The following is a 13,889-nucleotide window of genomic DNA, read 5'->3' on the forward strand; positions in this document are numbered from 1 at the left end:
GGGGGCGACCTTCCTTTAGGTGTTAAGATGGAGGGCATGAAGGGCATGCCCCGGGGGTAGGGCAGGGGGGCTTCCCCGCCCGGGGCCCCTGCCCCGGGTTTTTTAGGAGGCGAGCGTGGAAAAGGTCTTCTACATCACCACTCCCATCTACTACGTGAACGCCGAGCCCCACTTGGGCCACGCCTACACCACGGTGGTGGCGGACTTCCTGGCCCGGTGGCACCGGTTAGACGGCTACCGAACCTTCTTCCTCACGGGTACCGACGAGCACGGGGAGACGGTGTACCGCGCCGCGGAGCGGGCGGGGGAGGACCCCCAGGCCTTTGTGGACCGGGTGTCGGAACGTTTCCGGCGGGCGTGGGAGCTTCTGGGCATCGCCTACGACGACTTCATCCGCACCACGGAGGAAAGGCACAAGCAGGTGGTGCAGAGGGTGCTCCAGAAGGTCTACGAGGCCGGGGACATCTACTACGGGGAGTATGAGGGGCTTTACTGCGTAAGTTGCGAGCGTTTCTACACGGAAAAGGAGCTTCAAGGGGACCTTTGCCCCATCCACGGCCGGCCCGTGGAGAGGCGCCGTGAGGGGAACTACTTCTTCCGCATGGAGAAGTACCGGGAGTGGCTCATCGACTACCTGCAGACCCACCCCGACCTCATCCGTCCCGAGGGGTACCGCAACGAGGTGCTCTCCATGCTCTCCGAGCCCATCGGGGATCTTTCCATCTCCCGGCCCAAGGCCCGGGTGCCCTGGGGCATCCCCCTGCCCTGGGATGAGGCCCACGTGACCTACGTGTGGTTTGACGCTCTCCTCAACTACGTTTCTGCCCTGGGTTACCCCGAGGACCCCCGCTACGCCACCTTCTGGCCCCAGGCCTGGCACCTGATTGGCAAGGATATCCTGAAGCCCCATGCCGTTTTCTGGCCCACCATGCTGAAGGCGGCGGGGATTCCCATGTACCGGCACCTGAACGTGGGAGGCTTTCTGCTGGGGCCGGATGGCCGAAAGATGAGCAAAACCCTGGGGAACGTGGTGGACCCCTTTGCCCTTACGGAAAAGTACGGCCGGGATGCGGTGCGCTATTACCTTTTGCGGGAGATCCCCTATGGCCAGGATACGCCCGTGAGCGAGGAGGCCTTGAGGGCCAGGTACGAGGCGGATCTGGCCGATGACCTGGGAAACCTTCTCCAGCGCACCCGGGCCATGCTCTTCCGTTTCGCTGAGGGTCGCATCCCCGAGCCGGTGCCCGGGGAGGAGCTTGTGGAGGGCACGCGGCTTGCGGAGCGCCTAAGGGGGCTGGTGCGGGACCTCCGCTTCCACGTGGCCCTCGAGGAGACCATGGCCTATGTGAAGGCCCTGAACCGCTACATTAACGAAAAGCGTCCATGGGAGTTATTCAAGGAGGACCCGAGGGAGGCTAGGGCGGTGCTTTACCGGGTGGTGGAGGGCCTGCGGATCGCCTCCATCCTCCTTACCCCGGCCATGCCGGACAAGATGGCCGAGCTACGCCGGGCCCTGGGGCTGAGGGAGGAGGTGAGCCTGGAGGAGGCGGAGCGCTGGGGCCTTGCCGAGCCCCGGCCCATCCCGGTGGAGACCCCCGTGCTCTTTCCCAAGGACGTGGTCGGGGGTGGCCCATCCCAGGCTGGGAAGGGAGACCGGGTGGAGGCGAAGGAGATGGAAAACGCCCGGATCGGCCTCGAGGACTTCGCCAAGGTGGAGCTGAGGGTGGCGGAGGTGGTGGCGGCGGAGAAGCACCCCAATGCCGATAGGCTTCTGGTGCTTAGGCTTTCCCTGGGGAACGAGGAGCGCACCGTGGTCTCCGGCATCGCCCGCTGGTACCGCCCCGAGGAGCTCGTGGGGAAGAAGGTGGTGCTGGTGGCCAACCTGAAACCTGCCAAGCTCCGGGGTGTGGAGAGCCAGGGAATGATCCTGGCGGCTTCGGAAGGGGATAAGCTCACCCTGGTCACCGTGGAGGGGGATATTCCACCGGGGGCGGTGGTGAAATAGCCCTTGGCGTAGTAAGAGCGCAGAGGAGGTCATTACCGGGGCCCCCCTGCCGGAGCCAGGGGGGTGGTTTAAAGGGGCCGGGGAAACCGGCCCCTTTCGCCTTCTTCCCGAACTAACGGGTGGCGTTAAGCTCCTCCAAGGCCCGCTTGAGGATGGCGTCTTGCTCCAGATCCAAAACCGCCTGCCCACGGTCCTCGGGAAGAGGCCGCTGGCGCTGGGGTTCGGCGTAGGTGAACTTCCCCTCGGCATCGGCCTTGACCTTCACGGTTTTGCCGTTTAGGGTCACGGAGATCTCGGCCCCTGGCGGGGCCCCGGCCCCTTGGAAGGAGAAGGGGGTGGGGAAGCGGGTGTCCTTGACCTCAATGTCGGGCTTCAGGCCCTCCTTGTTGATGGCCCGGCGTTTGGGGGTAAGCCACTCGAAGGTGACCAGGGTGAGCTCCCCGCCGTTGGCCAAGGTGTAGGGGGTTTGGCCTACCCCTTTGCCGAAGGTCCTTTCCCCAATCACCTTGGCCCGGCCGTAGTCCTGCAGGGCCCCGGCCACGATCTCGCTGGCCGAGGCCGAATTGCCGTTCACCAAGACCACCATGGGCCCGTCCCAGAGGGGGCGGCCCGAGGCCTCGCACCAGACCCGGGTGAGGTTGCGGGTGCGGGTGTAGACGATGGGGCCTTCCCGGAGGAAGGCGCTGGCCACTGCGCACCCCTGATCTAGGAGCCCGCCTGCGTTGTCCCGAAGGTCGAAGATCAGCTTCTTCATCCCCTGGGCCTTGAGGTCTTCGATGGCCCTTTTCAGCTGGTCCTCCACCTTAAAGTTGCCGAAGGTTTCCAGGGCAATGTAGCCGATGTCTCCGATCTTGCCCGTGGAAACGGAGATGATTTCTACCTTCTCTCTCACCAGCTCGAAGACCAGGGGAGCCGGAGTGCCCTCCCGGCGCACCTTGATGGTGACCTTGGTGCCCTCACGGCCCCGGATCCGGGCCACCACCTCTTGGAGGGGAAGGCCGGTCACGTCCTCCCCGTCCACCTCGAGGATCACATCCCCCGCCCGCATCCCCGCCCGCTGGGCGGGCAGGCCCTTCATTACCCCTTCGATCTTGGCCCCCGTGCCGTCGGGGTTGGCGGGGGAAAGGGTGGCCCCGATGCCGAAGAACTCGCCCCTGAGGTCCTCCTGCCTTAGGCTTGCCCGCTGGGGTGGGGAGTAGCTGGTGAAGGGGTCTTTCAGGGCGGAAACCATGCCCCCGATGGCCCCTTCCAGGAGGGCGTTCAGCTTCTCCCGGGGCAAGGGTTCCAGATAGTCCTGCTGGATCCTCTGGTAGACCTCCAGGAGGGCCTGACCGCTCGGGTTTTGCAGGAGGTTTTCCGCCTGGGGACGAGGAAGCTGGGCGTATACCAGGGCCAGGACCACCCCAAGCCCTGCGATGAGCCATGCGCGTTTTTTCATCTCTTCCCTCACCTAGCTTCCACTATAGCGCCTTTCCATGAGAAGAAAGTCTGGCCTGCCTTCCGTATAGTAGGGGCATGATCGCCTTCCACCGGGTGGGCCTGGAGTATCCCCGCACGGGGACCAAGGCGCTTTACAACGTGAGCCTTGAGGTGAAGAAGGGGGAGTTCGTCTACGTGGTGGGCCACTCCGGGGCGGGGAAGTCCACCCTGCTTTCCCTCATCCTCCGGCGACTCGTGCCCACCCACGGGGCGGTCTACTTCGGCGGGCAGAACCTGAAGCTGCTCCGGGGGGACCAGGTGGCCTACCACCGCCGCCGGATCGGCATGGTCTTTCAGGACCACCGCCTCCTTTCCGACATGACCGTGGAGGAAAACCTGGCCTTCGTCCTGCGGGTGCAAGGCGTTCCGGGCAAGGAGTGGCCGGAGCGCATCGCCACCGCTTTGCGGCGGGTGGGCCTGGCCCACAAGAAGAGGGCCTTTCCCGATGAGCTTTCCGTGGGGGAGGCCCAGCGGGTGGCCATCGCCCGGGCCTTGCTTCTGGACCCCCCCGTGATCCTGGCAGACGAGCCCACGGGGAACCTGGACCTGGATAACGCCCTGCAGGTGCTGGATATCCTCAAGGCCGCCCACCAGCGGGGGGCCACGGTGGTGGTGGCCACCCATAGCCGGGAACTTCTGGAGGCCTATCCGGCGCGGGTGGTGGTCCTGAAGGCCGGGCAGGTGGTGCGGGACGAACGTCCTGGGGAAGGTGGTAGCATAAGGGTAAGGGAAAGCCCTAACCGGGGCGGAAAGGAGGGCACATGAACGTCTACAAACTCATCGGTCGCAACCTGGAGATCACCGACGCCATCCGGGACTACGTGGAAAAGAAGCTTTCCCGCCTGGACCGCTACCAGAACGGGGAGCTCATGGCCAAGGTGGTTCTCTCCCTGGCGGGCAGCAACCACGTGGCCCGCAAGGCCAAGGCCGAGGTGCAGGTGGACCTCCCCGGGGGGCTCGTCAGGGTGGAGGAGGAGGATCCCGACCTTTACGCGGCCATCGACCGCATGGTGGACCGCCTGGAAACCCAGCTCAAGCGCTACAAGGAGCGCCGTTTTATCGGTAAGCGCCACTCGTACCAGGGGCCTCCGCCCCCCGAGGTGCAGGACCTCGAGGCCCTGCGCAAGCCCGAGGAAGAGGAGGGTCCCAAAATCGTTCGGGTCAAGCGCTTCGAGATGAAGCCCATGGACCCCGAGGAAGCGGCCTTCCAGATGGAGGCTTTGGGCCACGATTTCTTCGTGTTCCGCAACGCCAAGACCGACGAGATCAACGTCATCTATCGCCGTAAGGACGGCAACTACGGGCTTATCGAGCCCGCATAGCCCTCAAGGGCCTTAGTAGTAGGCGGAGGGATCCACGAAGCGGGTCTCTCCGCCTACGCGTACCGCCACCCTGAACTCCAGCTCCTCCGGGCGGATGAGAAGGCCTCCCCCCGTGTATCCGAGGAGCTGGCCCCGCTCTACCCTTTGCCCTTCCTGCACCAGGGGTTCTTGCAGGTTGGTGTAGACGGTGGAGAGGGTTTCCGTGTGCACCAGCATCACCGTGTAGCCCAGGTTGGGCAGGAAGAGGATTCCGGCCACGTACCCTTCGGCGGCTGCCTGCACGGGGCTTCCCGGGGCCGGGCCCTGGATGACCTGGAACGGGCCTTCCTGCCCGTAGGGCACCAGGATCCTCCCCCCAGGCACGGGAAAGGCCAGCCGGCCCACGGTGGCGGGTAAGGGGGGAGGAGGCACCACCACGCTGGCCTCCCGGGGTGCCGGCTGGGCCGCGGCCTGGCGGCGCTCAGCTTCCCGCCTACGCCGTTCCTCCTCCTGCCTTCTCCGCTCCTCCTCCAGGCGTTTGAGCTCCAGGAGGCGTTGCCTCTCCGCCAGCACCCGGGCCTGGAGCTGGGCCAGCTCCGCTTGCAGACGTTGCCTTTCCTGCAGAGCCTCCCGCAGGAGGGCTCGTTTGCCCTGGGCTTCCCGTTCCAGGCTGGAGAGGGTAGCCTCCAGCTCCTTCTTCTGCCCCTCGAGGGCCCTTTGGGTTTCCCCGAGAGCCTTTTCCTTGGCGGTGAGGTCGGTGAGGAGAAGGCTTAAGCGCTCCCGTTCTTCCCTTAGGGCCTTCAGGGTAGCCTGAAGGGTGCGAACCAGGTCCGCATCCCGCTTTGAGATGTACCCCACCCAGCGGGCCCGGACCGCCAGGTCGGTGAAGGACTGGGCCCTGAGGAGGGGTAGATAGCGGCCCGCCCTTTCCCGGTGGAGGCTTCGCATCAAGGCCTGGAGCCGTTCCTTGAGGCTTTCCAGGTCCTTTTCCAGCTGGGCGATGCGCCCTTCCGTCCGGTGTATCTCCTCTTTCAGCTGGGCGATCTGCCGGCTCAAGGCAACGCGTTCCTTCTCCAACCGGGTGATCTCCCTTTCCAAACGGGCCTTCTCCTTAAGCAGGTTCTCCACCCGGGTGGAAAGGCGGGAAAGCTCTTGGTTTAGGATCCGGATCCGCCTTTGGCTTTGCTCCTCGAGGGCCTTGGCCCGGTTCAGCTGGTCCTCCAGGTTGCGCACGGTGCGCTCCTGGGCGGGCACGTTCTGGCCCAAGGCCCATGGCAGAAGGCCTTGGCACAAAAGCAAGAAGAGGAGAGGCCAGCTGGGGCGCATCCTAGACTTCCTTCAGATAGGCCTGGGTGGCCATGAAGGCTCCCCCAGCTCCCAGGACCACCGCCAGGGCCAGGACCATGAGGCCCGTTTGCCAGAGGTCCTTGGCCCCCAGCACGGGAAGGAAGGGAAGTAGCCCCTGGAGGGCCTGTGCCAGGCCCCGGTAGAGGAGGGTACCGAAGCCCACCGCCAGGAGGCTTGCCCCCAGGGTGAGGAGGATTCCTTCCACCACAAAAGGAGCCTGGATAAACCGCCGGGTGGCCCCCACCAGGAGCATGATGCCCAGGGCTTCCTTGCGGCTTTCCAGGGATAGGCGGATGGAGCCCATGACGCTGAAGAAGGTGTTGAGGAGAAGAAGCCCCACCAGGATCCCCATGGCCAGGCGGCTTCCGGATAGCACCTGGACCAGCCTTTCCGTAAGCTCCCCCCCATACTCGACCCCTTCTACCCCCGGAAGCCTCCGTAGCCTTTCCGCCACTTTGCGCACCGCCTCCGGATCCTTAAGCCTCAGGCGCAGGGTGTCGGGCAAGGGGTTTTCCACCAGGTCCTTGGCCTCGGCCAGGTAGGGGTAGTCCAGGACCAGCTGGGCCAGGGCTTCTTCCTTGCTTTGGAGCCGCACCTCGCCCACTTCCGGCCAGCCCTGGATCTCGGTAAGGAGCGCTTCCACATTGGCTTCCTTTTGCAGGAAGGCCGCCACTTCCAGCTCTCGCTCCAAGGTATGCACCACCCGCTCCAGGTTCCAAAGGACAAGGCCCAGGAAGTAGAGCAGGGCGAAGGATACCAGGGCGGTAAAAAAGGTGGCGAGGCTGGCCGTGGGGTGGCGGAGAATCTGCCGCAGGCCCTCGAGGATGGCGTACACGTCCCCTATCTTACGCCCCTTGCGTGAGAGGGGGCTTGGGCCGGTGGCGGGAGCTCTGCCAGAAGCCTGGGCGCGCAAGCGTCGGTGGCCTCAGGGAAGAGGGAGAGCCGTTTTGGCCTCGGCTACCCCCTCCGGGCTCACCCCAGGGGATAAAGAGGCCTCACCGAAGCCGCTCCCTGAGGTACGCCAGCACGGTGTCCGCATCCTTGAAGGGGTTCACCCCCCGCCATATGCGCTCTATTCGCCCCTCCGGGTTGAGGAGGATGGTGTCCCGGCTGTAGAAGCCGAAGAGGTTGCGCACCCCGTAGGCCCGGGCCAGGCGCCCGTCCCGGTCGGGGATCATCCCCCCCTTGAGGGCAAGCTTCTCCACGAAGTCGTACTGTTCGCTGGCGGGGTCGTGGCTTACCCCAAAAACCCGGGCCCCCAGGCGTTGGAACTCGGGGTAGAGTTCCGTGTAGCGCTTGGCTTGGGCGGTACAGCCGGGGCTTTTCGCCTTGGGATAGAACCAGAGGACCACATAGCTTCCTCGGAGGTCCACGGGGCGGCCGTAGCTGTCGGTGGCCTCGAGGATAGGGGCTTTGTCCCCCGGGGCGAGGGCTTGGGCTTTGAAGAGGCCCAAGAAGAAGAGCAGGGTCAGGGCGCGCATGGCTTCAGCCTAAGGAAGTTGGGGCAGGTCGGGTGTAGCCCAACGCCCTAAAGGTGGGCTGGCTTTCTTCCCCTGGGGCCCGGCCTGCTACCTTGGGAGTATGAAACCCTTCCTGCTGGGCCTGTGTCTGGGGGGGCTCCTGGGGGTGGGGACGGCTTGGATGCATTGGTCGCCAGAGGCGCAGCCCGCGGCCTTGCCTATACAGTTTCCCCCTCAAGGGGAGGGGGCCTGCGAGCCCCAGGTGTACCTTTTTCTGAACGGGGAGTTTTTCCGCATGCTCCCCGTGCCGGGAGGGGAGCCCCAGGAGCTTTTTCCGGTGGAACCTGTGCCCAACCCTTTTGGGGGGTCCTAGGCGGGGGATAGGTAGCGCCTTAAGGCCACGCCTCCAAGGGCCAGAACCCCTCCCAGGAGGCCCAGGAAACCGGTGGCCTCTTCCCGCCGGACTTCCAAGCGCACCGTCCGCGCCAGCTGTCGGTAGAGCGCCGAAAGCTCCTTTTCCGATTCCACCAGGAAGTAGCGCCCCCCGGTGAACTCCGCCAAGGACCACAGCAGTTCCTCGTCCACCTCAAAGGCCCCCGGGAAGAAGCCGAAGGCGCTCACCGGGTCCTCGGGGCCCGGGATCCATCCCGGCACCCCCACCCCCACGGCGTAGATGCGCACCCCCATGCGGGAGGCTTCGGCTGCCGCCTCCAAGGGGTCTTTCCCCGTTCGGTTCCTGCCATCGGTCAAGAGGAGAATCTCCCCTTCGCCCCCGGCCTCGCGGATGTTGCGCAAGGCTTCCAGGATTCCCTCCCCGATGGCCGTGGAGCGGCCGAACTCCAGGCTATCCAGGCTCTCCCTTAGGCGCCTGCGGTCAGTGGTGGGGGGGTGGATGGTCTGGGCGTGGCCGCTGAAGGCCACAAGCCCTATCCTTAAGGCCTTCGGCGCCTCGCGGAGGAAGACCCGGGCGGCTTCCTTGGCCGCCTCGAGGCGGCTTGGCTTCAGGTCGGCCGCCATCATGCTTCGGCTTACGTCCATGACCAGGATGACCACGTTCCGGCTCGTCTGGCCGGGCAGGGGCAGAAGGGGGCGGGTGGCTGCCAGGACCAGGAGGAGAAGCCCCAGGAGAAAGAGGGCCGGGGGCAGCCAGGGAAGGACCCCCCGGGACTCCCGGGCCGCTTGCTGGAGCAGGGGGACCAAAGGATGGGGTAGGCGCGCCTTGGGGCGCCTTGGATAGAGGCCCAGGAGCAGGAAGGCCAGCAGGATGAGGAGGCTTAGGGCCTCGGGGGCCTGCAGGCTCACGGCCACCTCCCTTCCCGGGCCAGGTTCAGGTAAGCGCCGAAGGAAAAAGTGAGAAGACCCGCCACCACCAGGGCCTGGGTGAGGTCTAGGGTCTGGGTCCGCCACACCCGGTAAGGGCGGAGAGCCCGGTAGAGGGGTTGGAAATCCTCGCCGAGCACCTGGCCCCCGGTGGCCTGGGCCAGGCGCAGGAGGCTTGTGGGGTTGGTGGGCACGAAGTAAAGCCCGTCCCCGATGCGGCTCACCGCTCCCCTAGGGTCGCCCAAGGGATGTACGAAGACGGGGAGGCCTGCCTGGGAGAGTTCTTTAGCCGCCTCGAGGGGATCGCCCCCTGCGTTGGCCGCTCCGTCGGAAAGGAGGAGGATGGCGGCGGGGGGTTTCACCTGGGGAAGATCCCTCTCTGGCTCCTTGGGCCTCAGGATCCGCCGGGCCTGGAGGAGGCCCTGGCCCATAGGAGTGGCGCCCCCTGGTTTGAGGCCTTGCAGGGCCTTCAGGAGGGCCTGGCGGTCCCGGGTAGGGGAGAGGACCAGGACCGCCTGGGGTCCGAAGCTCACCAGCCCCACCTTGACCGAGGGATCCAGGCCGCGAAGGAAGCTTTGGGCCAGGGCCTTGGCCCGCTCCAGCCGGGTGGGGGCCTCATCGTCCGCGGCCATGGAGTGGCTGGTGTCCACCACCAGCAGGACCTGGGTGAGGTTCTCCCGCCAGGGAAGGCTGGCCTCGGGGCGGCCTGCCGCCAGGAGAAGGAAGAGAGGGGCCAGGAGGAAGGGAAGGGGTGGGGGCTTGGGCCCGGGGAGGAAGGCCGGGTCCAAGGCGGAGAGAAGCCGTCTTCGCCCGGCCCGGTCCAAAAGCCAGAGGAGAAGCCCCCCTGCGCCCAGGAGGAGAAGGCCTAGGAGGAAGCCCTCGGGGCTTTTGAAGGCCACCTGCGCCTCCTTTCCACAAAACCCAGGAGGAGAGGAAGCAGGTCCATCTCCGTGGAGGCCAGGAGGAGATCGGCACCCGCCTTAAGGATCTCCCGCATCCTGGCCGCCCTGAGGGCCTCCGCCCGGAGGCGGTAGGCTTCCCGCACCCTTGGGTCCAGGGTGTTCACCTCCACCTGGGCCCCGGTTTCCGGGTCCACGAAGGAGAGCACCCCTGCCCGGGGCAGGGCCCGTTCCCAGGGGTCCTCCACCAAGACCCCCACCAGGTCGTGCCGGGCGGCCAGGCGGGATAAGGGGGCGGAAAAGGCGTCCAGGAAGTCCGAGAAGACGAAGACCAGGCTCCGGCGCCTGGCCACCCGCTCCAGAAGCCCCAAGGCTTCCCCCAGGGAAGGCGCCTTCCCGCCCTTAAGGGCCTCCCGGGCCAGGAGGAGGGCCTGGGCCTTCCCTCCTCGAGGGGGCAAAAGGCCCGAGGGCAGGATAGCCCCCACCCGGTTCCCGTGGCGGAGGGCGATATAGGCCACGCTCAGGGCCAGCTCCAGGGCCAGGGTGTACTTTTCCCGCCGCCTAGAGCCAAAGCGCATGGAGGGGCTTCCGTCCAAGAGGAGCCAGAGGGTGAGCTCCCGTTCCTCGCGAAAGCGGCGCACGTGGAGTTCCCCCGTACGGGCGGTGGCGGGCCAGTCGATGCGCTCGGCCTCATCCCCAGGGTTATAGGGGCTGATCTCCGCAAGCTCCAGGCTCTTGCCGTAGAACACCCCCCGGTAGTCCCCGAAAAGGAGTCCGTCCAGGGGACGTACCACCTTAAGCTCCAGGCGGGCCAAGAGGACTTCGGGCGTCTCCATAGGGGTCGTGAAGGGGCACAAAGGGTGGGGGAAGGTGCTTTAGGACGGCTTCCAGCACGTCTTCCACCCGCACGCCCTCCGCCAGGGCCTGGTAGGAGAGGATCACGCGGTGGCGGAGGGCGTCCAGGTACAGGTCCCGCACATCCTCCGGCAGGGCGTGGGCCCGCCCCCGGACCAGGGCCAGGGCCTTGGCCCCCTGTACCAAGGCCAAGGAGGCCCGGGGGCTTGCCCCATAGGCCACGAAGGGCTTCAGCTCCTTAAGCCCCGCCCTTTCCAGATCCCGGGTGGCCTGGACCAGGGCCACGGCGTGCTCGGCCACCTTGGGGTGGACGTAGACGCGGTCGGCCAGGCGGGAAAGCTCCAAAACCTCCTCCAGGGAAAGTACCTGGGCCACCTGGATCTCCTCCCCTGTGGTCATGCGCTCCACGATGAGGAGCTCCTCGTGGAAGGCAGGGTAGCCCACCACCACCTTGAGGAGGAAGCGGTCCAGCTGGGCCTCGGGCAGGGGATAGGTGCCCTCGCTTTCGATGGGGTTTTGCGTGGCCAGCACCAGGAAGGGCTTGGGTAGGGGGTAGGTTTCCTTGCCTAGGGTCACCTGGCGCTCCTGCATGGCCTCGAGGAGGGCCGACTGCACCTTGGCCGGGGCCCGGTTGATCTCGTCCGCCAGAAGGAGGTGGGCGAAGATGGGACCGAGCTCGGTCCTGAACTCTCCCTCCTTGGGGTTGTAGATGCGGGTTCCCAGGAGGTCGGCGGGCACCAGGTCGGGGGTGAACTGGATCCTTTTGAAACTCCCCCCCACCGCTTGGGCCAGGGTCTTCACCGCCAGGGTCTTGGCCAGCCCCGGCACCCCCTCGATCAGGAGGTGGCCCCGGGCGAGAAGGGCCACCAGCATCCTCTCCAGGAGGTGGTCCTGGCCCACGATGACCCGCTTGACCTCCTTCAGGAGGGCCCGAAGCCTTTCCCCTGCCGCCAAAAAGGGTTCCTCTTCCCAGGCCATGCCCACCCCCTAAGGGTTTCCCTGGAGTGTAGCCCCTCAGGCCAGGGGATACACCCCCTCAGGACACATTTGGCCGGAATAGGGCTTTGCCCTTGGCGGAAAGGGCTTTTTGCCAGTCGGTGAGGGGGAAGATGCCCCCGATGAGGGCCTCGAGGCCCGAAAGCTCGGGAAGGAGTCCCACCGCTTGGGCAAATTCCTCGGGGCTATAGGTGTAGCTTCCCACCAGGCCTACCTCCTTGAACCAGAAGGGGGAGAGGTCGGCCCACTCCAGCCCCGGGGCTCCCAGGAGGAGCACCCTGCCCCCTTCCTGGGCCAGGGCCAGGGCCTGCCGGAAACCCGCCCCGCTTCCCGAGGCCTCCACCACCGCCTCATAGCCTCCCCGGTATCCCTCAAAGAGGAGGTAGCGGTAGCGCCGGGCCCGCTCCAGGAGGGCCTCCCTGGCGTTCGAGAAGAGTGCGTCGGCCCCGAAGGCCTTGGCCTTGGCCGCCTGGTGGGGGTACTTGGCCACCGCGTAGACCTTTCCGGAAAACCCCAGGGCCCTAAGGGCCTGGAGGGCCAGAAGGCCCAAGGTACCCATGCCCAGGATCAGGACCTCCTTGGGCCAGGGCTTTAACTTCTTAAGGCCACGCACCACCACCGCCAGGGGCTCGGCGAGCACGGCCCGTTCCTCGGGGACGTGGACTGGGATGGGGTAAAGCCGCTCGGGCCGGGCCAGAATCCACTCCCCCCAGCCCCCGGGGAGGTCGCGGTTGTACCCCAGCATCCCCGGGGCCAGGCTCCCTTCGGCCACGTTCTGGCAAAGCCCCTCCTCCCCCCGCTGGCAGGCGGGGCAGGGGGGAAGCCCCCGGTCGGCGCAGGTGAGGAGAGGGTTCACCGCCACCAGGCTGCCCTCCACCTCCCCCAGGATCTCGTGGCCAAGGACCGCAGGAAAGGAGAAAAAGGGGCTGATGGATGGGGGGCTTTTCCCGTAGAGGAGGGCCAGGTCCGAGCCGCAGACCCCGCTCAGGCGCACCCGCACCTGGACGAAGCCCTCCCGCTCGGGCAGGGGCACCTCCGCCAAGCGCAAGGGGAGAAGCCCCCTGGGAAACCGCTTGCCCAGGACCCTGGCGGCAAAGAAGCGGGGCAGGGAGGGGGTGTAGAGGAGGGCCTTCATGCCATGGGCACGGTGCGGATGAGCCGGCCCTCGATCCTTTCCAGGATCTCGTCCAGGCTACGCCCGGTGATGGTGAGGCCGTGGTTCTTGAGGCCCACCACCGCCCGGGTGGGGTCGGGGGCCTGGCGCACCTTCTCCGCCACCGCCTGGGCCAGCTCGTAGGTGCCGCAAGGGTAGTTGAAGGGGGTGGCGGGAACCCCTTCCATCCAGGCGTGCACGTGCAGGATGGCCCCGACCCCGGGGTGCTCCCGGTAGATCATCCAGTGCTCGATGGCGTCCACGCTCACCCGCCTAGGCTCCACGTGGGGGGGGACGGAGAGGAGGATGGCGTTTTGCTGGGGGTCATAGTCCTTCACCATGAGGATGTCCCGGCCGATCTCCCGTAGGTTCGCCTTGTCCACCCCGCTGGCCGACATCCAGAAGCGCCGTTCGTCCTTGCGCACGGAGAGGTTGCCGTAGGAAAGACCCCCGATACCGTAAAGCCGTTTGACATGCCGTAGGTCCTCGGGGGGCAGGATCTCCTCGATGGGGAAGGGAGCAGGAAGGAGGTCCCACTCCTTGAGCTTTTTGCCCGCCCGGTACATGCTCCGTGTGAGCTCGTCCCCCTGCCAGAGTTCGGGCTCGAGGTCCTTGTGGAAGACGTTGTTGATGACCAGGCGGCTACAGGCGATGGGCCTCAGGCGCGCGGCCACCCGCTCGTAGAACCCTTCCCCTTCCGGCTCGTCGTAGTGCCCCAGCTCCAGGGTGAGGAACTTCACCCCCTGGCCCGGCACGTAGGCCAGGAGCACGTTGGAAAGCGCCCGGACCAGGTAGGGGTAGAGAGCCTGGAGGGGGTTTTCCGGGAAGCGGGGAAGCTCCAGCACCGAGGCCACGAAGGTGGCCTGGGCCCGCCGACGATAGGGGCGTGGGTTTTCCAGGGAGATGGCGTTCAGCACCAGGTTGGGGGCCTCGGCCTTAGGGTTGTGGTGGAACCCCTGGGCTTCCAGGGCTTTTCCCAGTCCCTCCAAAAAGGCTTGGACGTTAGGGGAAGCCTCGCCGTGGATCAGGTACTCCCACATATGCCCTCCTTGTTCTGCTCCCTAGCCTACCCGA

At 66.3% G+C, this 13,889-nt stretch carries 13 protein-coding genes; 3 read left to right on the top strand and 10 right to left on the bottom strand.

The window, feature by feature from the left end; translation table 11 throughout:
• Positions 1-115 precede the first annotated feature (115 nt).
• A complete protein-coding gene (gene metG / locus L1087_RS03585) occupies positions 116-2,005 on the top strand; it encodes a methionine--tRNA ligase (RefSeq protein ID WP_234557670.1) in 1,890 nt (629 codons plus the stop codon).
• 112 nt (positions 2,006-2,117) lie between these two features.
• Here the strand turns inward: metG and L1087_RS03590 are convergent, their stop codons facing one another.
• Positions 2,118-3,443, bottom strand: a complete 1,326-nt coding sequence (locus tag L1087_RS03590; RefSeq protein WP_234557671.1) for a S41 family peptidase — start codon at positions 3,441-3,443, stop codon at positions 2,118-2,120.
• 77 nt (positions 3,444-3,520) lie between these two features.
• Between L1087_RS03590 and ftsE the strand changes: the two genes are divergently transcribed.
• Positions 3,521-4,249: a cell division ATP-binding protein FtsE gene (ftsE, locus tag L1087_RS03595; RefSeq protein ID WP_038041907.1), complete on the top strand. Its 729-nt coding sequence runs from the start codon at positions 3,521-3,523 to the stop codon at positions 4,247-4,249.
• Positions 4,246-4,806, top strand: coding sequence for a ribosome hibernation-promoting factor, HPF/YfiA family (hpf, locus tag L1087_RS03600; protein WP_038041909.1), 561 nt, complete (start codon positions 4,246-4,248; stop codon positions 4,804-4,806). Before ftsE ends, hpf begins: the two co-directional genes overlap by 4 nt.
• 12 nt (positions 4,807-4,818) lie before the next feature.
• Here the strand turns inward: hpf and L1087_RS03605 are convergent, their stop codons facing one another.
• The 9 genes from L1087_RS03605 to L1087_RS03645 all read right to left on the bottom strand — a co-directional run bounded on the left by L1087_RS03605 (position 4,819) and on the right by L1087_RS03645 (position 13,855).
• Positions 4,819-6,111, bottom strand: a complete 1,293-nt coding sequence (locus L1087_RS03605; protein ID WP_135259697.1) for a murein hydrolase activator EnvC family protein — start codon at positions 6,109-6,111, stop codon at positions 4,819-4,821.
• 1 nt (position 6,112) lies between these two features.
• Positions 6,113-6,967 carry a cell division protein FtsX gene (locus tag L1087_RS03610; RefSeq protein WP_234557672.1) on the bottom strand — a complete coding sequence of 285 codons (855 nt, stop codon included), beginning with the start codon at positions 6,965-6,967 and terminating at the stop codon, positions 6,113-6,115.
• A 160-nt stretch (positions 6,968-7,127) separates the two neighbouring features.
• Positions 7,128-7,613, bottom strand: coding sequence for a peroxiredoxin (locus tag L1087_RS03615; RefSeq protein ID WP_234557674.1), 486 nt, complete (start codon positions 7,611-7,613; stop codon positions 7,128-7,130).
• Positions 7,614-7,961: 348 nt separating this feature from the next.
• The gene (locus L1087_RS03620) at positions 7,962-8,894 is read right to left on the bottom strand and encodes a vWA domain-containing protein (RefSeq protein ID WP_234557676.1); all 933 of its coding nucleotides are present in this window, start codon (positions 8,892-8,894) and stop codon (positions 7,962-7,964) included.
• On the bottom strand, positions 8,891-9,811 hold the full coding sequence (locus L1087_RS03625; RefSeq protein WP_326490697.1) for a vWA domain-containing protein: 921 nt from the start codon (positions 9,809-9,811) through the stop codon (positions 8,891-8,893). The genes L1087_RS03620 and L1087_RS03625 overlap by 4 nt, the downstream gene beginning before the upstream one ends.
• The gene (locus L1087_RS03630) at positions 9,778-10,647 is read right to left on the bottom strand and encodes a DUF58 domain-containing protein (protein ID WP_234557677.1); all 870 of its coding nucleotides are present in this window, start codon (positions 10,645-10,647) and stop codon (positions 9,778-9,780) included. The genes L1087_RS03625 and L1087_RS03630 overlap by 34 nt, the downstream gene beginning before the upstream one ends.
• Positions 10,607-11,644, bottom strand: coding sequence for an AAA family ATPase (locus L1087_RS03635; protein WP_135259691.1), 1,038 nt, complete (start codon positions 11,642-11,644; stop codon positions 10,607-10,609). Before L1087_RS03635 ends, L1087_RS03630 begins: the two co-directional genes overlap by 41 nt.
• A 58-nt stretch (positions 11,645-11,702) precedes the next feature.
• Complete coding sequence (locus L1087_RS03640; protein ID WP_234557678.1) at positions 11,703-12,797, bottom strand: zinc-dependent alcohol dehydrogenase; 1,095 nt, start codon at positions 12,795-12,797, stop codon at positions 11,703-11,705.
• Positions 12,794-13,855 carry a class II aldolase/adducin family protein gene (locus tag L1087_RS03645; protein WP_234557679.1) on the bottom strand — a complete coding sequence of 354 codons (1,062 nt, stop codon included), beginning with the start codon at positions 13,853-13,855 and terminating at the stop codon, positions 12,794-12,796. Before L1087_RS03645 ends, L1087_RS03640 begins: the two co-directional genes overlap by 4 nt.
• Positions 13,856-13,889 lie beyond the last annotated feature (34 nt).

Origin of the sequence: Thermus tengchongensis, from assembly GCF_021462405.1 — a bacterium.
Lineage (GTDB): Bacteria > Deinococcota > Deinococci > Deinococcales > Thermaceae > Thermus > Thermus tengchongensis.